The following is a 25,545-nucleotide window of genomic DNA, read 5'->3' as shown; positions in this document are numbered from 1 at the left end:
ACTACTTTTTTTGGGATGCAAGGTCAATGGGATAACATTTTATTAACATTGGTAAGCAAAATGTAATCCAATATTTAATGCCAATAAGTGATTTTTACAAGGTTTGATAGAAATAAACTAAAACGTATAAGGTGTTAAAAAATATGGATTCGATAGTCATCTAAGCAATAACATCGACGGGAAAAATCATAAGAAATTAATTTATGGTGAAACGTTTTATGAAGAACTTACCATTCTCATAAATAAAAATTCAATTTCACATAAATTAAAAAGCCAGTATTTACTGGCTCTACTTAATCTATTATAGATTTACTCCAAAGGATCGCCTTTTGTACCGCCTGATGAGGTTGTACTTCCTCCTCCCCCATTAATAGGATCGCCTTTAGTACCACCAGAGCTTGCAACAAATTCTTTTGATGCAGAGTTAATCAATTGATTTAAAAGGTTTTCAACACTTAAAGTAATATCGCTTTCACTAGCATGTACGGGTAGAGATAGAGAAGCGGTAAGAACAACGGCTGACAGAACATTTTTATTTATATATTTCATGAGTTCCTCCTGACACTATTAGAGAGGTAATTTTTTTACACCTCAATTTCCATTATGCCACTTTTATTGAAAAATACTACTCATGAAAATTATTCTTTGAAGGGCAATAAGAATGCCTCTAAAGGCGCTTACTTTCAGGCTGGAAGCAATGTTCATGATAAAAACACTCTAGGCTTTCAACATTCTTTCGCTACGCATGTAATTTGATATGGTGGAAAACACAGCCATGAACTCAACGATATTAAGAGAATGCTTAACCAGTTCATAGTGCCCCCAAATCAATCTGAAATTCTCATAAAGATATACTGTATAGGATGCATCCTTAGGAAAACCAAAATGATCAAGATGACGTAATGAATGTTCCAACAAGGCTAACAGATTAATAATACAGTATGTGATGTAAATTTTCCCAACGATTAAGTCGGCGTTAGTCACAACATACTTATCAGGATCATCTAATTGCCCCCTAGCCTTAAATTCTATCATTCGACAAAGAGGGGTTCTTAGGGCAATCAAAATAATTGCGGGGATATCTACAAGGAAAAAAGAAGAGAATATAATGTAGTTGTTTTTGGTGTCCCTGACTAACTCTAATATTGCTAATTCAGATGCCTTAACAATAAGTAGTATGGATAAAAGGGATACGATATTAACAAAATGTCGGTTTTGAAAAATAAGAAATATGCAGGCTAACAAAAAAACCAGCATAAATTTGCCTGGAGTCTCTATGAATGCGACCGCCAAGGCCGCAATCACTAGGTAACCCAGAGCCGATACCAAGTTAACTTTTGAGGTGAGCTTCGCTAAGATTGACTTCATCTTCAAGTGTACGGCGCTCCAAATACATAGTAACCAATTTCATGGCATTAAACTGGCATCCGATAGCCATCGCCAAAAATTGATTCATGCTGGGGGCACCAATATCTTTTTCCCAATTTTCATAAGTTTTACGAGTCTTAACTCCAGCCAACTTAGCCATCTGCATAGTTGTCATACCAGCTTTACGACGCATTCTTCTTAAATCTTTACCTGTGATAAACATTTTGATTATACCTTTGCATTAAAACTGTCCGCGATTATAGCAAAAAAGTACCAACAGGTAATATTTATAACCTAAATAATTTCGTCTTATTTAAAATATTTTTTATATTTGTACGAAAATTGCGGGTAATTTAACCTGACCACCACATTCTGTCCAAATATTTTCTCACCAATAGCTACGTATACCAAAAACACATACACTTATATGGCAACAACTCCTCAGCCAATTTTAACGCCAATATTCAACATACCCATCATGGTTTTTTCCTGTTTTTTCAGGAAGTGAAGATACAGGCGTTCCCAAGTACAAAAATCCTAAAATTTCATCATCTTGATTCAAACCTAGAGACTGTTTTACAAACTCGCTTTGCGCATATACTCCTGTTCGCCAGATTCCTGAAAAAGACTGAGCAACAGCAGTCATTTGCATTGCTTGCACAGTGCAGGCAGCTGAAGCTATTTGTTCAACTCTAGGGACTTTAGGGTGCTCAGAGTAAGTCATAATAGCAATAATCACCATGGGTGCTCTGGTAGGTAATGAGCTTGCACGTTCAATATCAGCCTGAGACATTTCATGATATCTGGCAGCTTCCTGAAATAAAGAACCCAGTCTATCCAACCCTTCACCGGTACAAACAATAAATCGCCAAGGCGTTAATCCAGCATGATCAGGAACACGTAAAGCTGCATCAAGTATATTTTGCAACGATTTAGCATCTGGCGCAGGCTCTTTTAACCGACCATTAGAGCGACGATTCAGCAATAAATCCAACGCATCCATAATTAATAACTCCTCAGGCTCCTGAAAAATGAGTGCAATTTAGCTTGAGCGCAACTAAAGAAGCTTCCATATCATTAAGGGCGGTATGTTATACCACTAATATCAAGATAAGAAGCGTTTGCCCAAAAAGTAATCCACACTGGTATATCGACCACCACCAGTAAAAAACAGAGACAACAACATGATGAAGTATGTCATGGCAAACTCAATACCATTATTAAGCACAACAAAATTTCCACTGCTGGTCAGCCAATTGTAATGACCATGTTCCATTAATATGGATCTTGCAGCCTCAAGTTTTTGAGGAGCTTCCATAACCGATTCATTTAAAAACAAAGTACCATTTGACAACCAGCTACTAGAATCAGCAATTGCAGGCCATCCATTTTCCCAATGAACAGAACATGCAGCTACCAACATTGTAATCATTAGCGGTATGGATATTAGCCTGGTTGCAAGCCCCAGTAGAATAAGAAAGCCTCCAATAAACTCGGTAGCAATAGCTAAAACAGCCATAAAAGCAGGAAAAGGCAACCCCAAGCCCCACTCATTATTGCCAAACCAGTCAACGGTACTTGAAAAGCTTACATATTTATTCCATCCAGCCTGGATTAATACTGGTGCCAAATACAACCTCATCAATAGAGGAGCAATACCGTCAGCTATGTTTAACCTCTTAAGAGATTTTTCAATACCGCTCACAAATTCAACTAGATTCATCTTAATTGTTCCGCAGGAATTACTAATAGGATGCTAGAAAGCACTATTAACAAGATTATTTCATGATTAAGGGAAAAACATACAAAAATGTTTGGGGAAACTGAGAGATATACATGCGGAAAGAAAAAATGGGCTCTTTAAAAGGACTAACCCCCGGAGCAGAAACCGGGGGTTTTATAAATCGGTCATTTTATTCTTATTAATTATAAACTTAAGCTAGAGAACAAAGACTTCCAGAAGCCATCTGTAGAAGAAGTAGAAACTGTAGTGGTAGTAGTTGTTGTTAACACTGGTACTTGGCTTGTAGTTTCAGGATCCCCAGTTTTACCACCACCAGCGAACGCATTAGCACTTAATAAAAGGCCAGAAACCAAAATTACCTTGACTGTTGTATTTGTATTTTTCATGGTTATATCCTCGTAACAATTTAGACAATGTGGATTGCATTACACATAAATAGACAAAAATGTGGACTAGAATCCACACCATTATTATCAAAAAATATTACGATTTTTATAACGTTAAGAAAAACAAAGGAAATTTACGCCATTAAATAACGATCACGGGTCATACGAATCGTTTCACTAAGAATAATCCAGATGATAATACTAGCTACCGTGTGAGCTGCATAAGGGTACAAAGTAAAAACTACCAGGACATTTGTATACCCAAAGATGTGCCTCACGTAATACTCTCCTAGAAATAATAATTCCATTACTACAAAGACCATCATCAGCTGATATATTTGCCAATCACTATTAATCCATCGTATCTCCCTCCATTCGGGAAAATGGCGCTCCATAATAGCAGGGCGAAAAAATATGAAATGTCTGACCATCAAACTTTGAAATAAAATAACCAGACTCCAATAGATCTTAGGGGCGGGATAATCAATCAAATACCAATATATATCCGCTGCAATAACTGACGATAAAGCACCAGCTGCAACCCATATCATTCTATCATAGCGTAGTTTATAACATGCTCCGGTACAGAGGACGACAACAAGAATTTTAAAAGTCCATGTATCTTTGGCTAACAAATAGATACTTTCTTCAAACACACGCTCCAAGGACAATATAACGAAAATGCCAAATATATTCTTATCAATATGGTAGCTATATGCCGAAGCGAGAAGCAGTAAGACCAGGTAAATTCTGTCAAACCATAACGCTTTTCCAAAAGTGAATACACCAATACAACAGGCAATAAGGCCAGCAATAAACGCTATTTTTTTACTTATATTAGGAGTGATTAATGAATACAACTTTTGATCTGTCTAGGTTATGCGATATTTAGAAATTTTTTAAGATACTCAACAAAGTCATTCCGAGACTGCTGAGATATTCTTTGATTGCACACCTTCCACCACTTCTTCAGTGTGCCAACAGATAGAGAATCGATAGTCCCTGGGTGCTCTTTTTCTATAGCAATGACCGTCTCTCGACTTATACCCAAGCGCGATGCTAGTTCGGCTTGGGTAAAGCCTGATTCTTTGCGCATTTCTTTGAGCTTTTTACCACTAAAGGCTTGAAACACTCTTTACCCCTACAAATTGACTAGCAACTAATTTTACCAGCTAAAATAGTACAAAAAATTTAACAGGTAAAGAGCTCAAGTTTACAATATGCGCTATTAAGACTTGGTCTCTGCAACAGATAGATCCAACTCTTGCTCAACGTCTTTACGATCAACATACATTTTGATCAGTTCAGCAGGTTTAAATCCACAAGCAGTCGCCATAGCCAAGTACTGGTTCATACTTGGAGCACCAACATTTTTTTCCCAATTTTCATAGGTTTTACGAGTTTTAACGCCAGCGAATTCAGCCATTTGCACTGTAGTCATACCAGCAGTTAAACGCATTTTTCTCAAATCAGCACCATTGATAAACATGTTACGCACCTCTATATAAATCAATTCAATTTTGTAATGTTGGGGTCTTTTCCTTTGACGGTTCTTATTGTAGAAAAAAGAAAGTGGAATGTGTTCCACATCGTGATTTTTTTTGTGCGAGAATGGTTAACTAATTGACAAGTAAGGAAATTTTTTTTCTAACTTTTTTGAATTGAGTCTTAAATGTTGATTTAGGTCAATTGGATTGATTATTTTTACAACAAAAAAAGATATTTGAGCCAAGAAGGCAAAGTTCATCATCGAACAGCCGGTCACTCTAACACTTGTTAGATCAAATTAAAACTCTAATGCAGATCCATTTTCTACTCATCAGAGCAGAGTTTATCCCTTCAGTTAACACAATATATTGCGTATTGCATTATAGGTGCATAAACACAAATAAATCTCTTACCTTACCAAGACTTCCTCTATTGTGATTAAAGATGTACATAAAAAAGCGCCTTTAGTTGTTCACTAAAGGCGCTATCCAATAATTAATTCTTAATAGATTTAGGTAAATCTATATCACTGAAGCTAGCTCAGCCCCTTGTCGAATGGCTCGCTTGGCATCCAATTCTGCAGCAACATCAGCACCACCAATAACCTGAGCCTTAACACCAACATCCAATAACTGTTGATATAAGCCTTTATTAGGTTCCTGACCAGCACAAATAATCACATTATCAACATCCAGTAATCTGGGCTCATCACCTATGAGTATATGAAATCCTTGGTCATCTATTTTCTGATAACTCACACCAGGAATCATTTGTACATTCTTCTGCTTCAATGATTGACGATGGATCCATCCTGTCGTCTTACCCAAATTCTTACCGACCTTGCTTGCTTTACGTTGCAACAAATAGATCTCTCTTTCACTTTCATCAACCTGAGGCTGAGTCAAAGCCCCTCGGTTGGCATAATTCACATCAATACCCCAAGCTTTTAGCCACTCTTCAGGTTGAGTAGAAAGAGAATGCTCTTCCGTTAAAAACTCAGCAATATCAAATCCAATCCCACCAGCACCAACAATCGCCACCTTTTTGCCAACAGGCTTGTTGTCTCTTAACACATCCAGATAAGACAATACCTTCTCGTGATCAATGCCTTCAATATCGAGTTTTCTGGGAATAATACCCGTTGCCAAAATGACTTCATCAAAGTTACCAGCAACCAGAGAATCAACAGATTGCTTCTCGCCCAAATGCAAGTGAACTCCGACATCTTTAATACGATTCTGGAAATATCTTAGCGTTTCATAGAACTCTTCTTTGCCGGGAACGCGCTTAGCAAAGTTAAACTGACCACCGATCTTGTCGTCCTGATCAAACAAATGTACTTCATGGCCTCGCTCAGCAGCATAACAACTAAATGCCATACCGGCAGGGCCTGCACCAACAACTGCCAATTTCTTCTTATGGTTGGTTAAAGGGAAATTCAATTCCGTTTCATAAGCGGCTCGGGGGTTAACCAAACAGCTTGCACGTTTCTGTTCAAAAACATGATCCAAACATGCCTGATTACACGCAATACAGGTATTAATACGATCACTCTTGCCCTGCTCTGCTTTATTGACAAAATCAGGATCAGCGAGGAAAGGACGAGCCATCGACACCATATCAGCATGCCCATCGGCCAAGACTTTTTCAGCCACTTCCGGGGTATTAATACGGTTGGTTGTAATTAATGGTACAGAGACTTCTTCTTTCATTCTCTGTGTTACCCAGGTAAATGCCGCTCTTGGCACCATTGTGGCAATAGTCGGTAGGCGAGCTTCATGCCAACCAATCCCGGTGTTAATGATGGTCACACCAGCGTCTTCCAACATCTTGGCTAACGCAACAACCTCAACCCACTCACTACCACCTTCAACCAAATCCAACATGGAAACACGGAAGATAATAATAAACTTCTCACCAACGGCTTCACGCACCGATTTTGCAATTTCAACAGCAAAGCGCGCTCGGTTTTCGAAGGAGCCGCCCCACTCGTCATCTCGTTGATTAGTTCTGGGGCAAAGAAACTGGTTTATTAAGTATCCTTCCGATCCCATGATCTCAACACCATCATAACCCGCTAACTGCGCTAATTTTGCACAACGAGCATAGTCTTTAATGGTCGACTTAATACCTCTGCGAGACAAAGCTCTTGGCTTCATTGGGTTAATCGGTGCTTTAATAGCAGTGGGCGCAACAATCAATGGATGATATCCATACCTACCCGTATGCAATATTTGCATACATATTTTTCCACCATGCTCATGAACAGCATTCGTCACAATCTCATGCTTTCTGGCATGAGACTTACGCGTCATGCGTGAGGAAAATGGCGATACCCATCCAGAATAATTAGGACTAACACCACCCGTCACGATTAAACCTGCGCCGCCAGCAGCTCGCTCAGCATAAAATGCTGCCAGTTTCGCATCGCCATCTTTTTCCTCTTCAAGGCCAATATGCATTGACCCCATCAAGGTACGATTTCGAATGGTTGTGAACCCCAAATCAAGTGGAGTAAAAAGATTAGGGAAAAAAGGATTATTACTCATAAAGCCAACTGGTCTTACCTGTTTTAGGTTTTAGTTTAACGTAACTTAACAACGAATAAACCCCATTTGTAATATAAAAAATTACAATTCTTATTTTTTAATATTAAGTAGTTCCGTTAGGATAATGCTAAATCTTTAAGCTACAAGCGATACAGCAACGCTTTCAGTAGTTTAACAAGCTAAAATTGGACAGCAAAAGAAGACTGATATGACAACCCAAAAAAGTTGGACGGCTAGATTCTTCGGAGGAATCTGGTCGGTTTTGAATTTTACCCGAAGCCTGTTTTTTAATCTGGTGTTCATTGCCATTATATTGATTATTATTGGCGCCTTAATGACAGACGATCACCAAACCGTGGTTCCAAAGGAATCAGCCCTGATATTAAATATTCAGGGTGACATCGTTATTCAAACCGAAAGCATCGACCCTTTCGATGAACTCATGATGGAAGCCGCAGACAACCGCCGCGCCAATCCAGAAGTGCTGCTTCAAGACATCGTCTTCGCCATTGACAACGCCGCCGAAGATAATCGTATTAAAACCTTAATATTATCATTAGGCAGAATGCGTAACGCCGGGCAAGACAAGCTGCGTACTATTGCCGATGCTATCGAACGTTTTAAAGCAACAGGCAAAGCTGTCTACGCAGTAGGCGACTACTACAACCAAAAGCAATACTACCTTGCCAGCCATGCAGATCATCTCTACCTAAACCCGATGGGAATGGTGTTTCTTGAAGGTTATGGTCGCTACCGCATGTATTACAAAACTGCGTTGGAAAAGCTAAAAGCAACCACTCATATTTTCCGTGTTGGTACGTTCAAGTCTGCTGTCGAACCTTTTATTCGTGACGATATGTCAGACTATGCCAAAGAAGCAAACCAGGAATGGCTAAATGCGCTTTGGGAAAACTATAAACAAGACGTCGCCAAAGCCAGAGAAATGGATATCAGTAATTTTGATGAAAAACTGGATTCTTTTATCGCCAAATTTGAAGAGTCAGACGGCGACTTTGCTCAGTATGCCCTTACCAATGGATGGGTTGATGCCCTAAAAGATCGCGAAGCAATCCGCACTGAAATGATCAGTCTGGTTGGTAAAGACGACAATAAACTCGGCTTTAACTATGTTGACTTCTACGATTACATCGAACTAATCAAACCTCCTTTCGATATGAAACAGGGTGATTCGAACGTCGGTATCGTCGTTGCCAAAGGAACTATTTATAACGGCAATCAAAAGCCTGGTTCAGTAGGCGGCGACAGCACAGCAAGATTGCTGCGTAAAGCCAGACTGGATGACACAGTAAAAGCGGTTGTGCTTTATGTAGACTCACCTGGCGGCAGTGCATTTGCATCCGAAGTGATTCGTCAGGAAATTGTCAACCTGAAAGATGCAGGTAAACCTGTCGTTGCCATGATGAGCTCTGTTGCCGCATCTGGCGGCTACTGGATTTCAGCAAGTGCAGACCAAATCTGGGCAAGCCCTTCAACCATAACAGGCTCTATTGGCATCTTCGGCATGTTCATGACCTATGAAGACACGCTTGATTATCTGGGTGTACACACTGATGGTGTCGGCACAACCGAATTTGCCGGATTATCGGCAACTCAAAAACTCGATCCAAGAGTTGGCAAAATTTTCCAGCGCAGCATTGAGCATGGTTACGACAACTTCATAAGCTTGGTGGCAAAAGAACGCAACATGAGCAAGGAAGATGTCGATAAGATTGCTCAAGGACGTGTTTGGGCAGGCTCAAAAGCTCAGGAAATAGGTCTGGTCGATCACTTGGGTAATTTCGATGATGCCGTTAAAGCAGCGGCTGAACTTGCCAATATGACCCACTATAACGAGAAATATATTGAGCCCACTCTTTCAGCGAGAGAACGTTTCTGGAAAGAATTCTTTGGCGATGCTGCCCTTGATGTCGCCAAAGCCGTTGGTCACTCAACCGCTGAAAGTAAACTGATGCAACAATTAAGCAAAGCGATTAATGAAATTGATACCTTTAGTCAATTCAACGATCCGCGTGGCGCTTACGCATTCTGCATCATGTGCGATTACTAATCAGCTAATCGACCATTATTAGTTCAAGCATTGAGAGCCTTGCCAAACACAAGGCTCTCAAACTTTACATCTCTAGCCTCACTGAAATACTCCCCACTCTTCGTTCCCTTGGAAATTCACGCTAATATTAACCACAAGTAGTTGATCTGATTATTCATTCATGAAAAAGCACATATATATCGCTTACACAGGCGGCACGATTGGCATGCGCCCTTCCAATAATGGCTATATTCCGGCAAGAGGATTCTTATCTGAAACCCTGCAAAAAATGCCAGAATTCCATCATCCGGAAATGCCAGATTTTACCCTGCATGAATATCCCGAACTAATCGACTCATCGAACATGTCACCCAGCCATTGGCAGCAAATCGCGGATGACATCAAAGACCACTACGCACAATACGATGGCTTTATCATTCTGCACGGCACAGACACAATGGCGTACACAGCATCAGCCCTGTCGTTCATGTTTGAAAACCTGGATAAACCCGTCATCGTCACAGGCTCGCAAATCCCTTTGGCAGAACTGCGTACCGACGGACAGGAAAACCTGCTAAACGCGCTTTATATTGCGGCAAACTACCCTATCCCCGAAGTCAGCCTGTTTTTTAATAACCGATTACTTAGAGGCAATCGCAGTCGAAAACTGGATGCTGACGGTTTTAACGCCTTTGATTCCCCCAACTATGACGCTCTGTTAGTTGCAGGTATTAATATCAAAGTGCTCAACGGACAGGTAAAAGAACCCGAACCCGAAACTCAACTGATTGTAAGCCCTATCATTTCTCAACCCATCGGTATGGTAACGCTCTACCCGGGCATTAGTTCCGATGTATTGAAAAACACCCTACGCCAACCCGTTAACGCCATGATCTTATTAAGCTATGGCGTAGGTAATGCCCCACAAAATCCAGAACTTCTGAATCAGCTTGAAGAAGCCAAAGAAAAAGGCATTTTGGTAGTCAACTGCACCCAATGCGTTCGCGGTAAAGTGAATATGGAAGGCTATGCCACCGGGCATGCACTGCATGACGCGGGCGTATTATCAGGTATGGATATGACACCAGAAGCAGCACTGGCAAAACTTCACTATTTACTCAGCCAAAACCTAAGTGTTGAGGAAATGCGTCATAAAATCAGCGAAAGCCTGCGTGGAGAACTGACTCCGGGTGTAAAATCACGTGCGAAGTAAAATTTGAAACTGAGCACAAAGTGATACTGTGAATAATTTGCACCAATGAAAATAGGACATTGAATCCGAAAGAGGGTTAACCTCACAGCCAATTTAGATGGAGCAACTGATTAACTAAAACTTGATAAATACAAAACAACATTAGCTTTCAACTCCATCTATAATTGATACTTAAGTTCACTTTAAACCGCGAATTACGGTTCCTGTGAACTTTTCTATAATCCTAAATTTCCCTTCTTTTAACTTTATATTTGGCCAACATGTGGGAGGCTTCACACCATGCCAATCGCAGTAGACTTCTGCTCGCAAACTGTTTTTCCAAATTCTTGGATCTCTATTTGGAGAAACCATCTCAAAGCACCCTTCAAATGGCTTGCTATTCCTATATTCAGCGCCTTCAACTTCGATTACAGTCACCCCTTCAACATGCTCACTTTTATATACTTTTGCTGATAAATCAGTATGAGGGGTAGATTTATGACTCCAGCTTGGACTCTTAAACGGCATCTTTTATCACCTTTCAAACATAGTCAGACTCTACTCATTCTTTATAAAAACATCTAAAAATAGATACAAAATGTATAATACAAATGAATTAATTTTCAACAGTCGCCATGTCTAAGAACAAAAAAGCCGCTTGCTTTAAAACCAGCGGCTTCCTTAAACAAATACCTCAACAAAATTAAGGCACAAACACCTTGTTCAATCGAGGCAGTAGCGGTAAATCGTCATCAGACATAACGCCTTTTCCAATCCAGCTACGTAGCAATTCATCCATTTCCATATGTTCGCCTTGTTCCAGTTTTAAGGCCATTAACTGCAACTGTAATGTCTTACGCATCTCTGAGTCTTCTTGTGGCGATTCAATTCCGCGCATCAGCTCCATCAGAATAAGAAGCTCTTTGCGGTTGTATTTCGCCATTTCGCCTTCGTCAATGATTGCGACCTGGAATGCCTGACGCCAAAAGCCTGGCAGCTCACTTGCAGTTTCAGGGGTATCAGCTCCGCGCCATTGTTCTAAAATGGCAAAGATGTTGCGGTACAACTCCGTGTTTTGATACTCCGACAAATATTCCAACTTTTCGCCCAAGCGATTGGATACATCCTTAAATTGCTCTCGCAATTCTTTTGCCGCACCTTTAGGTAACGCATTAAACTGCTCTCGAATACTGGCAACGTCCTTTGATTTCAATTCGCTCAAGTCACTACGGCTTTGCGCTTGTTCAACCTTATCTGCAAGTTCAGTCAAGTTAGCTTGAATAGCTTCAATAACGACATTCTGCTCTTCTTTCTGCTTCGAGAACTCTTCATCCCGCTTGGCAAAAATCTGATCATTAATGGCGCGGAATTCGCTCCACAACTTACGTTCCGCTTTAACTCCAGCCTTTTCAATCTTACGCCACTGCCCCTGCAATTCTTTGGCTTTATCCGTCGCTTCGCGCCAATTTTCCAATCCAATTAATTCTTTGGCTTGCTCTACCAGGCTATTTTTTAGATCGGCATTTTGCTGATAAAAACGATTAATCTTTTCTTTGACCGGATTAATCACCTGCTGATAGCGCTCATTAAGCAGCTCTCGCGATTTAAAATCAATATCACCCACGTCTTGCCACTGCTTACGCATTTCTGTGTAGGCTTTTTCAAGTTCAGATACCGCTGTTCCAGCATCAAGCATTTCAGCCAAACGATCCAACAGTGATAATTTATGATTAAGGTTTTGCTCTCGCTGAGCATCCTGTTCAGCAAAAAACTCACGACATGGTGCAAACGCCTTTTCACATGCCATATCAAACGCTTTGTTCATAAGTTCATCGGCTTCACTATCAACCGTACCAAGGCTATTCCACTGATGACGAATTTCTTTAACTCGACGGGCTTGCTCTGTCGGCTCTAACGGATGCAATGCCAGTTGTTCTATCTCTTTCAACACTTCTGGCTTGCGAGGCTGAGCAATATAAGCCTGCCAATCTTTCAGATTTTCAATGTCCAGTTGCACACTCTCAAATGAACGACCTAATTTAGCTTTTTGTGTTTCAGGTAAATCCTGAAACAACTCGAGCAACTTCTCATAATGGCGGAATGCGTTTTTAAAACGCCCCTGATCAATCTGCTTGCGCACAATATTTAGCTTGGTTCGACAGGTGTTCACTGTTTCATTCAATTGAGCTCGCAGAGACTTCAACGAATTAATCCAGGATTTACGTACTTTGTTCCAGCGAGCATCAATTTCTGAAGGCCAGATATGTGTAAACTGCTCTTTCAATGCATTCCATTTCTGTTCAAGTTCATCCAAATGCAATTGTGCTGCGTCAAGCTGGCTTACATCATTCGGCAAACTCAAGTCAGAAAACTGGCTTAGTAATTCATCGGCTTGCCCTAACGCCGTTTGCAAAGCTGGCAAGCTATCCAAACTGGCTCGGCACGCTAATAACTTATTAATAAGCGATTCGATGCCCTTTCTTTCCGCTGGTGAAATGTTCTGCTGGGCAATTTCTGTCAGGGAAGCCTGAGCCTGCTCAATACCACGGGTAAAGCTTTCCAACTCACCCAAAGTAATGTCACTGGCATTCTTATTTAAGCTATCGTTAACTTTAGAAAGCACCTGATTGGCGGTTTCATGAGCCTGTTGCAACACTTTGCTTTGTTGCTCCAGAACTTGCTGTTCCTGCCAGGCTCCCTGTAATTGCTGAGCTTTCTTATCCAGTCGTTGAACAATATCCTGAAACTTCTCATTAAACTCTTGAGCTAAATCAGCATTTAGACAATCAAAGGAGGCCCTGGCATCGTCAAACTGTTGCTGTAATAGCGCTCGTTGTTGCTCTAGAGCCTGGTAATCTTGTTGTTCCACCAAAGCCAATAACTTCGACAACACCAAGCGAACATCTTTTGTCAGTTGAACTGGCTTTTGTCGCATTTCCTGAATATGTGCCAACTTCTTGTTTGCCAATTCAGTGAGTTCTACGCTTTTTGCCTTTTTAGCAATTTTTGCGATGTCAGATTCATCATGAATTTGCTCAAACAAAGCATTGCATAACCCTGAATTTTCAGTGCTTAGCAATATACGCATATTCAACTGCGGCTTATTAATCTTGGCTAACACGCCGAGTATCAACGAGGTGTCAGATTCATCCAGGACACCGTGTTGTAACAAGGTTTCCAATAACGCAACATCCTTGCATTCCTTGATAAAGGTGCGCTTTATCTTATCGGTAACAACAACGTCACCAGTGCCCATCAAAGCGTGCTCAACCTTGCTTCTGGCTTTACGTATAATTCGCTGATCACTCGAGGTATCAGCCATCTTCCACCAAAGGTCAAAGTTGTTGAGCTTCTCTAACGCAGCCAGACTTACGGCAACATTACTGTCATTGAAAGCCAGTTCATGAAGAATTGAGATATGTTGCTGATCATTCGGACTTAATTGTTGTAAAGCCTGAATACGAACGGCGGGATCTTTGTGCTTATATTTGGGTTGAAAAAGTGTTTTAAAAATCATCCTGTTTAAACCGGGCGATAGGTTGTTCGGAAAATTGTTTTTTTAATTCGTCTTTGCTTTTATTAACGATTTCGCCATCAGAACCAATCGTAAAATGCTCTTGGGAATTCATCACTTTCGATTGATAAAGCATGACTGCTTGCATGCTGCTAGCCAACTGCTCATCTGTCAGTTTTGTTCCATCAGGCCACTTTCCAGTTTCAACAGCTGAGCTTAATTTTTCGTAGGTGTCTTCAGTCATAGACTGAACAAGTTGTTCAACATTCATTTACTTGAATCTTTTCTCAATAACGATTCTGACACGATTGATAACGTACCAGAACAAACCAATACCGGAACAGGTCATCGCTATATAGTATTCAGTTTCTTCCGGGCGAGTGCCGCCCCAATACATATAACCAAAACCCAACACAAATAATAGCATCGCTAACAGTGATTGGTTGTTTAAAGATTGCGAACGCTTGATTGTTTGCATACGCTTCTGACGTAGCAAATCTTCTTCAGAGGCAGTACCGGTTAAAAAGCCGCAATACTGGCAGGACTTGGCTTTATCGGAAATTCGTTTTGAACATGAAGGGCAAGTTGTCAGCGCCATTGTGTACTCCAGTGAAAACACCGCGCACTATAACCGATTTAGCGCCTTTTTTGAATCAACTTGTTGGCCTGAAGGAATATCAGGCCAACAAGTTATAACTAGAAATTTAACTATTGGTTTTCTGAGCCTTATCTTTTTCCAGTTCATCCCAATACTCTTTCACTGTTTCGCGCATTTCTTTACGTAACAGGAAAATGCCAAACAGGTTAGGTAATGTCATTACCACAATGGCGACATAAGACAAATACCAAACCAGCGTAGTATCAGAGAATGATGCCCAGAAAAAGCCAGCCACGTAGAATACACGATACGGCATAACTGAACGTGGACCGAGCAGATAAGTCATGGCACGGTCGCCATAGTAAGACCATGAGATTGCCGTCGAGAAGGCAAATAACAATAGTCCAAGGGAAACAATATACTGCCCGGAATCACCAAAGAACCCGCGAGTAAAGGCTTTGGTTGTCAACTTGGCAGAGTGGATCAGGGATTTCCCGGTTACGATCACGTTCTGTTTCACCAGCTTACCATCAACGACTTTTAACTCGCCCGTATACACATCTTCCTGATTGCCGACACTAAAAGTGACATCTTCCGCAATAGAACGAGCGTTAATGATGGTGAAATCTTTGTTGAGCGGCTTACCACCAACCACTTCGATCGAACCATTATATTTAGCAACGGAGTTTTCGCCTGATTCATTCAGGAATCCATATAGCTCCTTTCGATCGGATTCATTGTTTTGCGCGTACAGCCCAGCAACAATGACCATATCGGTGCGATCGAACTCGTTCTCAAACTTCTCATTCCATACCCCGGAAGACAAGATAACCAATCCGGTCAACGTACAAATAATCAGGGTATCAATGAAAGGTTCCAGAATGGATACAACCCCTTCCGACACGGGTTCATGGGCTTTTGCCGATGCGTGAGCAATAGGTGCAGACCCCTGCCCAGCTTCGTTTGAGAACAAACCACGGTTTACACCACGGTTAAAGGCATAAGCAAAGCTGGCTCCCAGGAAGCCACCTGCTGCGGCAGAGCCTGTAAAAGCGTCACGGAAGACTGAAATAAAGGAAGGAATAACATTCTCAATGTTATACAAAATAACCGCCATAGCGCCGATGATATAAACCGCAGCCATGAAAGGAACAACACGAGAAGTAAAGGCTGCAATGCGCTTAATACCACCCAGAATAACCAAGGCCAGCAATACCGCCAGAACACCGCCGGTTAGCATGGGTTCAATACCGAAAGTGGCTTCCATACTGGTCGAAATACCGTTGATCTGCGGCAAACTTCCAGTACCGAAAGAACTGATTACCGTCGCAATGGCAAAACCAACCGCCAACCACTTCATGTTTAAGCGACGATCCATGTAATACATGGGGCCACCAGCCATAGTGCCATCTTCTGTTTGAACACGGTATTTGTGAGACAGAGTTACCTCAACAAACTTGGTCGTCATACCAAGAAATGCCGTTACCCACATCCAGAATAATGCCGCTGGCCCACCTAAGAATATGGCCAAAGCAACACCACTGATATTCCCTGTACCCACAGTACCGGAAAGCGCAGTGGCTAAAGCCTGAAAGTGAGAAGTATCACCCGGATCGCCCTTGCGATCATATTTTCCTCTCACTACGTCAATGGCATGACCAAAATAACGCACTTGAGGAAACTTCAAGTAAATAGTGAAAAACAAACCTACACCAAGTAAGGCATAGGGAAACCAAGCAGAGCTACCTAAATAACCATCAAGTAGCAGTAAAAAATTGCCGAACGCTTCCAAACTATATTCCTCTTGTTCTTCTTATATTCATCGTTCAAACGCGGGTAGAATGCCTGTAAAAAACATCACATCAACCAAGTGCTTGAACGCTGCGAGATTAACGTAAATTTGCTACCACACCACGTATAGCAACTAACACATCTGCACCTAACTGCTTACTCCTCTCAGGCGACCAACCATAAGCAGGATCAGGCAAGTCATTATTATCCTTAAACGGCATTTCCAGGGTAAAAGACAAACAATCAAAACGCTCACCAACAGCATTTGATGCCACTGTCATATTAGCCTTGCCAGGTTCATCCTTGTCATAACCATGTGAATCCTGAAACTCAGGCGTCACTTGAATCAAAACTTGCTTAAATTGTTCTTCCAATGACGCAATTCGGTCACTGTAACCGGGATTACCTTCGCAGCCCGCCACAAAGTTATAAGGAATGGCTTCATCACCGTGAACATCAAGGTAAAGGTCAACGCCCGTTTCCTGCATCTTGTTCAGAACATAATAAACTTCCGGGCTACTCTCCAGAGTTGGCGTTTGCCATTCTCGATTCAGGTTCACGCCTTTTGCATTGGTTCTTAAATGTCCTCTAACGGAACCATCAGGGTTCATATTAGGCACAATATAGAAAACGGCTTTATCCAACAAACTGCGAGCAACGCCATCTTCTTCATTGAGCAAACGCTCCAGCAAACCTTCCACCAACCACTCAGCCATGGTTTCACCAGGATGCTGGCGAGCAGTGATCCAGATTGTGCGTTTGCCTTCATCCGGCGTGCCGACACGCAACACAGACATATCACGTCCATCCAGCGTTTCGCCCAAATGAATTAAGCGGCAGTTGAAATCATTTTGCGCCCATGCCAATAAATCCAGATGCTGTTCATAGGAATATGGGGCAAAGTATGCGAAGTAAGTCGCGTCTTGTTCCGGAGTGTGTTCAATGATTAATTCAGAGCCTTTCACTTCAGTAGGCACTCTAAACCACTCGACGCGATCATAGGATGCCACAGCTTCATAGCCTGGCCAGCCTTCGGGATAAGCGGTTTTGTCTAAATCAACGATGGTTAATTTATGGCTAACCATCGGCTCAGATTCCAGTCGGAAGTGGAACCACTGATGAAAATCAGACAGGTTATCTTTACGTATACGAAGTTGAATGTCTTGAGGTTGTTCAGCGCGGAGCACTTCGATATTCCCGCTGTCAAAATTGCAACTTATTCTCATTCTAGTTATCCGTGTTAGCAATGACGGGCTAATCTAGCACAAAACGAAGTACATGCCATCCCATGAGCTTTGTTTCCGGAGCATTTTGTACTCTGACCTTGGAAATGGTACTTATGAAGTTAGCCAGTTCTGTAATTTAATATGAAATGATGTCGTAAACCCAAAATGTCTGCCAATTACTTTTTGCTGTTTATTCAACAGGTAGTAACTGGGATATCCTCGAATCTCGAATTGCTTTGCGATTGCACTGTTTCCCATAACAACATCAAATGTCATTTCGTGTTCATCCACAAACGCCTGCACCTCTTCACTGGCTTGGTAATCAAGCGCAATCACAACGATATTGAGCTTGTCTCTATCCAGATTTTCCAGGCTGCCAATACTGACTGAACAGATAGAACACCAGGGAGCAAAGAAATAAACCAGAGTGGTTTTATCTACGTGCGCCTCATTAAATAACTCAACCGTATTGCCCGCAAGCGTCACTGCGGTAACGGGCTGAACCTCCACGCTGCCATCGGTTTCCAGCATATCTTTGGCACGCCAATTCTGAACCGCCACAATCACAGCCAGAACAATCAATATTTCCAGTGCAAATTTACCGATCCAGCGCAGGGCTTTTTTAGATAAAGGCATAAACGAAGATGTTTCCATACAAACTAAATAGATGTGTTTAATTGTCAGTCACCCATAGAAATTTATAGCAAACGAGTTTTGGATATCAGACAAAAAAGAAGAGGCGTTAATGCCTCTTCTCTGCATGAGCTCGAATACTATCGGTTTTTATCTATGATTGCCATTGAGGAAGGCTTTCAAAAGTCAGCCCAGCCATTTTCAATGCCACACGAACCACCTGACAGCTATAGCCATATTCGTTGTCGTACCACAAATACATTGTAGCGCGATCACCCGACGTAATCGTCGCCTGAGAATCAACAACGCAGGCCGCACGAGAACCTACCAAGTCGGTAGAGACGATCTCTGTTGATGCCGTGTAATCGATCTGATCTTGCAGATCAGAGAACATGGACATTTCTCTTAAATAGCTATTAATTTCTTCCTTGCTCACTTCCTGTTTCATATTCAGGTTCAGGATCGCCATAGACACATTGGGCGTAGGAACACGAATCGCATTCCCAGTCAGCTTACCTTTTAATTTTGGATACGCTTTAGCCACCGCTTTCGCAGCCCCCGTTTCGGTAATAACCATGTTCATTGGCGCACTACGCCCACGGCGATCAGCCTTGTGGTAGTTATCAATCAGGTTTTGGTCATTGGTATATGAATGAACCGTTTCAACGTGACCATTTACAATACCAAATTTCTCATCCAGCGCTTTTAACACTGGTGTAATGGCATTGGTTGTACAGCTCGCGGCAGACATAATCACATCTGAATCAAGGATATCATCCTGGTTTACACCATAAACGATGTTCTTGATATCACCTTTGCCAGGTGCAGTCAGAAGCACTTTAGCTGCGCCTTTGGATTGCAAATGACGTTTAAGACCCGCTTCATCACGCCATGCGCCTGTATTATCAATAACCAGCGCATTGTCGATGCCGTACTGAGTGTAATCAACATCTTCCGGCTTATCCGCGTAAATCACCTGAATAAATGCACCGTTGGCTTTTAACGCCGAACGCTCTTTATCTACTGTGATACTACCGTTAAAGGGGCCATGAACAGAATCACGGCGCAGCAAGCTGGCACGTTTTTCCAAATCACCGTCTTTACCACCACGAACAACGATAGCGCGCAAGCGAAGCTTGTTGCTTTTGCCCTGACGGTTAATCAACAAACGCGCCAACAAACGTCCAATACGACCAAAACCGTAAAGAACAACATCTTGCGGTGCGTGAGAATCTTCATTGCCGACAATGCTGACAAGTTCTTTTTCAAGATATGCCTGAATGTCACCGCCCTGACCTTTATCTTCGTGGTAGTAACCGTAAGCCAGCTTACCAAGATCGATTTTGGCAGGAGCCAAGTCCATCTTGCTTAATACTTCGAGCAATGACCAGCTATAACGTAATTTCAGCTTTTCCGCGCGATACAATCTCACACTACGATGAGCCTTGATGATATCAATGACACTGGCTCCGAGAAGAGGCTTGCCAAAAATAGTGAACTCTACGGCTTTATCGCGATAGAGCTTACCCAGCACAGGCAACATTTGCTCTGCGTACTCTTGTCTTTCCTGCCAACTATTTAAAAGGGCTTGCTCATACTGTTGGTTCATTGCTGATTAACTACCTCTTGAGTAATTGGGGTATGCGTTTGGCTATCCATTTCCCAACGCTTCTGTGCCCCGAATAGTGATATTCAATATTGCTTATCAGAAAAATGGCGGCTATTTTAAGAAATGTTAGGATATGTTCCAAATTGTTGAAAAGTTTCAGAATATTGCGAAAGCTAACGTTTAAGGGACTTTTTTACGTAATTTTTCAAACAATTTTTTAAACAATATAAGTGGGTAAACATGCGTTTAATTAGCCTGATATTTGGCACTCTGTTATTAAGCGGCTGCGATAAATTCTCCGAAATAGGTATCACAGAAATTTGCGAGCAATATCCTCAAATGTGCGAAGACCTTAATTCAGATGCCTGGTGTCGCGCTGAAAAATCCAAGATCATCAAGAACCGCTACAACAATCTGAAACAACCCAGTGACGGATGGAAATATGAACTGTTACTCAATTTTGAAGAGTACAAACAGTGCATCGCCAAAGCCTCACAAATCGAACACATAAAACTGAAAGAAAAGAAATCCGGACGCGTTGCCGGGTTGATCACCGCCGACAAAGAACTCCGCAAACTCGCCCGGGACACGCAAGAATCAAAGGATCCACGCCTACTCTACTACCATTGGTCACGCTTTGGCAGCGAAGAACATTTGAAAGAATTTTTAGCCTACAGAGACAGTGAATTGCTGGAATCGCCAGAAATGCAAATCGCTTTAGCCACCTATTACGTTAAAAACGATCGGGAAAAAACCATTCAAACGCTTTACCACGCACTTGAACTTTATCGTGCCAACGACGAAATCGACTCAGAAATTTTTAACAGTTTAACCAGCATTTTTGTGAAACTGGAAGACTACCCAAAAGCCTTTATCTGGGGATATATTGCCCGCGAGTTCAAAGTGGAAAAACTGGATTTGTCTCAAATTGAAGCACTGGTAAGACAAACCGGGGGCAATATTGGAGCGCTGGAAGACACCGCCGACGATTATGTTGATGCAATCAAATCTGGTGAATTTAGAGCACCTAATTAACCCAAGTTGAAAATGAATTTCATTTCAGTCATTTTCAGCGAATTTTCAATGCTTTTGTAAAGAAAAGATTGCAAGCAAAAATGCCAGTATCCCATTTTATAAATTAACCTGTTGAATGGCTTCATCAAAAACACAAAAGCCCTGTATAGACAGGGCTTCAGAGCTAATAAAAAGAATATGCAGATTACTTATTCAGGTGTAAATGATATTGAAACCGAATTGACACAATAACGTTTTCCGGTAGGTCGTGGCCCATCCTCAAACACATGCCCTAAATGAGCATCACAGTTATGACAAACAATCTCCACTCTTTCCATGCCGTGACTCAAATCTTCCCTGTAATCGATATTTCCCGGCACAGCCTCATCAAAAAATGACGGCCAGCCACACCCCGCATCAAACTTATGTAATGAGGAAAAAAGCTGACTGCCACAGCATTTACACTCGTAAACCCCCGGCTCAAACACATTGAGTAACTGCCCGGAATAAGGAAGCTCCGTCCCCGCTTTACGACAAACCCGATATTCCTCGTCAGTGAGTTTTTCACGCCATTGTTCGTCACTTAACTTCATTCGCCCTCCTTTATGAATAACCTGTAAAGATTAACACGCTCAGGGAACAACCAACGAGTAAAGCAAACCTGCTATTAACACTTAATTTGATACTGCGGCCTTCCAGGCTTGCTCCATTCAACATGGTATTTTTTAGCAACGGGTTGATCTATTCGGGAAAAGGTATGCGCACCGAAAAAGTCACGTTGCCCCTGTAATAAGTTAGCAGGCAAAGTCTCACAACGATAGGAATCATAATAGTTCAATGCCGAAGCCATAGCTGAACAAGGTATACCCATCATAATGGCATCAGCCACAGTACGACGCCAGTTGTGCTGGAACTTGCCAATCTGTTCAACAAAAAATGGATCCAATAGCAGATTTTTCAAGCCATCGTTGTTCTCATAAGCATTCGCAATAGACTGCAAAAACACAGCTCGAATAATACAGCCGGCACGCCAAATTTTGGCAATGCCCGCAAAATCCAATGACCAGCCATGCTCTTTGGAAGCAATATCCATCAATTGAAAACCTTGCGCATAGGCACAAATTTTCGAGCAATATAACGCGTCACGCAACGCTTCAATCACTTGCTTATGGTCACTATTGGAAAATGTCGCAGGCTCAGGCTTGGTAAGCACTTTCGAAGCATCAACCCGTTCTTGTTTAAAACTGGACAAAGCTCGGGAAAATACCGCTTGAGTGATGGTGGTTGCGGGGCTGCCCACTTGCAATGCACTCACTGCAGTCCATAAACCCGTGCCTTTCTGTCCGGCTCTATCCATGATCACATCCACCAAAGGCTTACCGGTTTCCTGATCATCTTCTTCCAGCACTTCTGCGCTGATGCCAATCAGGTAGCTGTTAAGGCATCCCTCGTTCCATTCACGGAAAATAGCGGCGATCTCTTTAGGTTGTAACCCTAAACCTTCACGCAATATCTGATAAGCCTCACAGATCAACTGCATGTCGGCATATTCGATACCATTGTGTACCATTTTCACATAATGCCCCGCACCGACAGAGCCAATGTATGTTGCACAAGGTTCGCCTTCTTTCACGGGCTTACCAGGAGCATAATCTTCGATAGGTCTGCCCGTTTGAGGATCGACCTTAGCCGCAATCGCTTCAAACACGGGTTCGATGCGAGTCCATGCATAAGGGTCGCCACTGGGCATAAGAGAAGGCCCAAAGCGCGCGCCCTGCTCTCCACCTGAAACGGCAGTAGAAAAGAAAATGAACTTGCCTTTGTATTGAGCTTCACGCTCAACAGAATCTGTCCACAAACTATTTCCGGTATCAATGACGATATCATCAGGTCTAATACCGGCATCAATTAAACGATGACAAACGTGATCAACAGGCTCCCCCGCAGGCACCGACAACATAATCAAATGAGGCTTGGTTAGCATGTTCAATAGCTCGGTATACGAGCTACAAGCCATTAAACGAGGCTCACCGTCAGGATTTTCAGCTTTATCCTGAGCGATTGCATCTGCCACTTTATCTTTATCTAAGTCAAAACAAGCAATCTTGTAGCCATTATCAGCAAGGTTTAATGCGAGGTTTTTCCCCATTACTCCCAAGCCAATAAAACCAATATCGCATAGCTGGTTATTCGTTGGTGTTCCCATGATGAATACCTTAAATTCCCGGAATGTTGTAAGTTAGTGGTTGTGTCGCAGAGGCATGCTCTTACACACATGGCAAGAAAGGCGCGGATTATACTGACAAATGCCAGTCAAGCCTACGCCTGACACTTCAAAAATATCCCAATACTTTTGTAAGCCTGAATAAACTCCTTTGCGATAGCAATGTTTGGAATGTCCTGTGACTTTTGATAACGAGTATCCATCTCCAAACGCCATTGATGCTGTTTATCCAACTCCGGCAAATTAAACTTCACATCATGATCACTGGCATTGAATAAAATAAACCAGTGCTCCTGAAGCTCACCTTCACCTTTAAACTCCACAGCGAAAGCTTGATTGTCATAATCATGCCAATCATCAACCACCTTACATTGCCCGTCTGGCCGATACCAACCCACACTGGAAATGTTGTAATGGTTGTAATAATTATCATCTTCCAGATTCAAATTGTTCAACAAATGACTACCTTTACGTAATGCAATCATTCGGGTACAAAAATCCAGAAAATCCCGTTTTCTCTCATCCAATATCCAATCGAACCAGCTAATTTCGTTATCCTGACAATAAGCATTGTTATTGCCAAGCTGAGTTCGGCTCAGTTCATCACCGCCCAGAAAATGCGGTACACCCTGAGACAAAAACAGCGTCGCGATCATATTACGCTTTTGTCGCTCACGCTTGAGGATGATATTGCGGTTATCGGTTTCCCCTTCAATGCCATAATTCGCCGACACATTGTGCCCGTGTCCATCACGATTTTGTTCTCTGTTCGCCTCGTTATGTCGTTCGTTGTAACTGACAACATCCTGCAAGGTGAAACCGTCGTGATAAGTAATGTAGTTAACCGAGGTATGCGGACAACGATGATTCTTGCGGAATACATCTCGGGAACCTAACAGGCGAGTAGCAAACTCCGCAGTAATCCCTTTATCACCGCGCCAAAAAGCACGAACGTTATCCCGGTACTTGTCGTTGCATTCCAACCAGTTACTGGGAAACTGCCCCAAACGATAGCCACCCACTCCAACATCCCAAGGCTCGGCGATCAATTTCGCAGGCTGCAATACCGGATCCTGTCGTAATGCCCTGAAAAAGCCGGAATTATTGGAAAATTCGTGAGGTTCACGGCCTAAACTGGCAGCCAAATCGAAGCGGAAACCATCAACGCCCATTTCCTGATACCAGTAACGCAAAGCGTCCAATACCATTCGAAGTGGATAATGATGCGCTGTATTGACACTGTTACCACAACCGGAATTATTGCTGTAATAATTGTAGTTATTACCGCCGTAATCATTGTGCTCAAACAGGTAAAAAGCGCTGTTGTCGAAGCCTTTAAAAGACAACATAGGGCCGTCCTGATTACCTTCGGCGGTATGGTTAAACACCACATCCAAAATCACTTCAATGCCTTCTGCGTGTAAGCTTCGAACCATGGTTTTAAATTCACAAACCGGATCATTAACCGCAAAACGAGGATCAGGAGCAAAGAAATTAAGCGGATTATATCCCCAATAATTGCTCAATCCTTTTTCAGCAATGTAAGGCTCCGACATAGAAGCTGCCACAGGTAACAATTGAATAGCAGTGACACCCAGTTGCTTCAAATGTGCAATCACCGCCGGGTCACATATTCCAAGAAACTTACCACGATGTTTTTCCGGTACTTCCGGGAAACGTTCAGTTAATCCTTTAACATGCGCTTCGTAAATCACGGTGTCTTTTAATGCGGTAAAAGGCTTTTCTGTTCCTAACCAATCAAACTGATGATCGGTCACCACACACTTGGACATCATGGCTTCGTTGTCATTCTCGTAGCGCTTTCTGTCCCACATCAAACTATGACTAAGGCGCTTGGCGTAAGGATCGATCAACAACTTGTCAGGATCAAAACAAAAGCCCAGTTCAGGCTGACAATGCCCTTTTACCCTGTATCCATATAGGTCGCCCGCAGCAACGCCCACCACATGGCAGTGCCATACTTTTCCAGTTTTGGCAGGCATGGAAATCACTTGTACTAACTCTTGCGTTTCAGCATCAAACAAGCACAGTTCCACTTCTTGCGCATTAGGGCTATGCACGGCGAAGTTACAACCTTCCGGCGTCACTGTCGCACCGTGAGGGTAAGGATTTCCGTGTGTAATACTCCAGGGATGAACCAT

Annotated in this window: 24 protein-coding genes; 3 read left to right on the top strand and 21 right to left on the bottom strand. The window is 42.2% G+C overall.

Features of this window, described 5'->3' with window-relative positions; all coding sequences use genetic code 11:
* Positions 1–309: 309 nt before the first annotated feature.
* From KIH87_RS08965 to KIH87_RS08920, 10 genes are all read right to left on the bottom strand, one after another.
* Positions 310–549 carry a hypothetical protein gene (locus KIH87_RS08965; protein ID WP_232361192.1) on the bottom strand — a complete coding sequence of 80 codons (240 nt, stop codon included), beginning with the start codon at positions 547–549 and terminating at the stop codon, positions 310–312.
* A 168-nt stretch (positions 550–717) separates the two neighbouring features.
* Entirely contained in the window at positions 718–1,035 is a 318-nt protein-coding gene (locus tag KIH87_RS08960) for a hypothetical protein (protein ID WP_232361191.1), read from the bottom strand.
* Positions 1,036–1,330: 295 nt separating this feature from the next.
* On the bottom strand, positions 1,331–1,591 hold the full coding sequence (locus tag KIH87_RS08955) for a helix-turn-helix transcriptional regulator (protein ID WP_232361190.1): 261 nt from the start codon (positions 1,589–1,591) through the stop codon (positions 1,331–1,333).
* 228 nt (positions 1,592–1,819) lie between these two features.
* On the bottom strand, positions 1,820–2,371 hold the full coding sequence (locus tag KIH87_RS08950) for an NAD(P)H nitroreductase (protein ID WP_232361189.1): 552 nt from the start codon (positions 2,369–2,371) through the stop codon (positions 1,820–1,822).
* 102 nt (positions 2,372–2,473) lie between these two features.
* Positions 2,474–3,091 carry an HvfX family Cu-binding RiPP maturation protein gene (locus KIH87_RS08945; RefSeq protein ID WP_232361188.1) on the bottom strand — a complete coding sequence of 206 codons (618 nt, stop codon included), beginning with the start codon at positions 3,089–3,091 and terminating at the stop codon, positions 2,474–2,476.
* A 203-nt stretch (positions 3,092–3,294) separates the two neighbouring features.
* Positions 3,295–3,498: a hypothetical protein gene (locus KIH87_RS08940; protein ID WP_232361187.1), complete on the bottom strand. Its 204-nt coding sequence runs from the start codon at positions 3,496–3,498 to the stop codon at positions 3,295–3,297.
* 134 nt (positions 3,499–3,632) lie between these two features.
* Positions 3,633–4,358, bottom strand: a complete 726-nt coding sequence (locus KIH87_RS08935; protein WP_232361186.1) for a hypothetical protein — start codon at positions 4,356–4,358, stop codon at positions 3,633–3,635.
* Between the two features lie 17 nt (positions 4,359–4,375).
* A complete protein-coding gene (locus KIH87_RS08930; protein WP_232361185.1) occupies positions 4,376–4,630 on the bottom strand; it encodes a helix-turn-helix transcriptional regulator in 255 nt (84 codons plus the stop codon).
* Positions 4,631–4,726: 96 nt separating this feature from the next.
* Positions 4,727–4,987 (bottom strand): helix-turn-helix transcriptional regulator, encoded by a 261-nt coding sequence (locus tag KIH87_RS08925; protein WP_232361184.1) that lies wholly within the window; start codon positions 4,985–4,987, stop codon positions 4,727–4,729.
* Between the two features lie 520 nt (positions 4,988–5,507).
* Complete coding sequence (locus KIH87_RS08920) at positions 5,508–7,535, bottom strand: NADPH-dependent 2,4-dienoyl-CoA reductase (protein WP_232361183.1); 2,028 nt, start codon at positions 7,533–7,535, stop codon at positions 5,508–5,510.
* 208 nt (positions 7,536–7,743) lie between these two features.
* Here KIH87_RS08920 and sppA point away from each other — a divergent pair, with 208 nt between their 5' ends.
* Both sppA and ansA read left to right on the top strand, forming a co-directional pair.
* Complete coding sequence (gene sppA / locus KIH87_RS08915) at positions 7,744–9,603, top strand: signal peptide peptidase SppA (protein WP_232361182.1); 1,860 nt, start codon at positions 7,744–7,746, stop codon at positions 9,601–9,603.
* Positions 9,604–9,763: 160 nt separating this feature from the next.
* A complete protein-coding gene (gene ansA / locus KIH87_RS08910) occupies positions 9,764–10,795 on the top strand; it encodes an asparaginase (protein ID WP_232361181.1) in 1,032 nt (343 codons plus the stop codon).
* A gap of 177 nt (positions 10,796–10,972) precedes the next feature.
* On the opposite strand, the gene KIH87_RS08905 is transcribed toward ansA, so the two are convergent.
* From KIH87_RS08905 to KIH87_RS08870, 8 genes are all read right to left on the bottom strand, one after another.
* Positions 10,973–11,302: a hypothetical protein gene (locus KIH87_RS08905; protein ID WP_232361180.1), complete on the bottom strand. Its 330-nt coding sequence runs from the start codon at positions 11,300–11,302 to the stop codon at positions 10,973–10,975.
* A 175-nt stretch (positions 11,303–11,477) separates the two neighbouring features.
* Positions 11,478–14,291: a DUF349 domain-containing protein gene (locus KIH87_RS08900; protein WP_232361179.1), complete on the bottom strand. Its 2,814-nt coding sequence runs from the start codon at positions 14,289–14,291 to the stop codon at positions 11,478–11,480.
* The gene (locus tag KIH87_RS08895; RefSeq protein ID WP_232361178.1) at positions 14,281–14,559 is read right to left on the bottom strand and encodes a YeaC family protein; all 279 of its coding nucleotides are present in this window, start codon (positions 14,557–14,559) and stop codon (positions 14,281–14,283) included. The genes KIH87_RS08900 and KIH87_RS08895 overlap by 11 nt, the downstream gene beginning before the upstream one ends.
* A complete protein-coding gene (locus KIH87_RS08890; protein ID WP_232361177.1) occupies positions 14,560–14,886 on the bottom strand; it encodes a hypothetical protein in 327 nt (108 codons plus the stop codon).
* Positions 14,887–14,992: 106 nt separating this feature from the next.
* Positions 14,993–16,678: an alanine/glycine:cation symporter family protein gene (locus KIH87_RS08885; RefSeq protein WP_232361176.1), complete on the bottom strand. Its 1,686-nt coding sequence runs from the start codon at positions 16,676–16,678 to the stop codon at positions 14,993–14,995.
* 97 nt (positions 16,679–16,775) lie between these two features.
* A complete protein-coding gene (locus KIH87_RS08880) occupies positions 16,776–17,903 on the bottom strand; it encodes a M14 family metallopeptidase (RefSeq protein ID WP_232361175.1) in 1,128 nt (375 codons plus the stop codon).
* A gap of 111 nt (positions 17,904–18,014) precedes the next feature.
* On the bottom strand, positions 18,015–18,539 hold the full coding sequence (locus KIH87_RS08875; RefSeq protein ID WP_232361174.1) for a TlpA family protein disulfide reductase: 525 nt from the start codon (positions 18,537–18,539) through the stop codon (positions 18,015–18,017).
* Positions 18,540–18,690: 151 nt separating this feature from the next.
* The gene (locus KIH87_RS08870; protein WP_232361173.1) at positions 18,691–20,145 is read right to left on the bottom strand and encodes a glyceraldehyde-3-phosphate dehydrogenase; all 1,455 of its coding nucleotides are present in this window, start codon (positions 20,143–20,145) and stop codon (positions 18,691–18,693) included.
* 240 nt (positions 20,146–20,385) lie between these two features.
* Here KIH87_RS08870 and KIH87_RS08865 point away from each other — a divergent pair, with 240 nt between their 5' ends.
* Positions 20,386–21,180, top strand: coding sequence for a DUF2989 domain-containing protein (locus KIH87_RS08865; protein ID WP_232361172.1), 795 nt, complete (start codon positions 20,386–20,388; stop codon positions 21,178–21,180).
* Between the two features lie 188 nt (positions 21,181–21,368).
* Here KIH87_RS08865 and msrB read toward each other — a convergent pair whose 3' ends face one another.
* From msrB to glgX, 3 genes are all read right to left on the bottom strand, one after another.
* Complete coding sequence (msrB, locus tag KIH87_RS08860) at positions 21,369–21,752, bottom strand: peptide-methionine (R)-S-oxide reductase MsrB (protein ID WP_232361171.1); 384 nt, start codon at positions 21,750–21,752, stop codon at positions 21,369–21,371.
* Between the two features lie 74 nt (positions 21,753–21,826).
* Positions 21,827–23,365 carry an NADP-dependent phosphogluconate dehydrogenase gene (gndA, locus tag KIH87_RS08855; protein WP_232361170.1) on the bottom strand — a complete coding sequence of 513 codons (1,539 nt, stop codon included), beginning with the start codon at positions 23,363–23,365 and terminating at the stop codon, positions 21,827–21,829.
* Positions 23,366–23,478: 113 nt separating this feature from the next.
* Positions 23,479–25,545, bottom strand: coding sequence for a glycogen debranching protein GlgX (gene glgX, locus KIH87_RS08850; RefSeq protein ID WP_232361169.1), 2,067 nt, complete (start codon positions 25,543–25,545; stop codon positions 23,479–23,481).

The sequence above is a fragment of the Paraneptunicella aestuarii genome (assembly GCF_019900845.1).
In the GTDB taxonomy this organism is placed as follows: domain Bacteria; phylum Pseudomonadota; class Gammaproteobacteria; order Enterobacterales; family Alteromonadaceae; genus Paraneptunicella; species Paraneptunicella aestuarii.
This window is presented reverse-complemented; position numbering and strand designations above follow the sequence as displayed.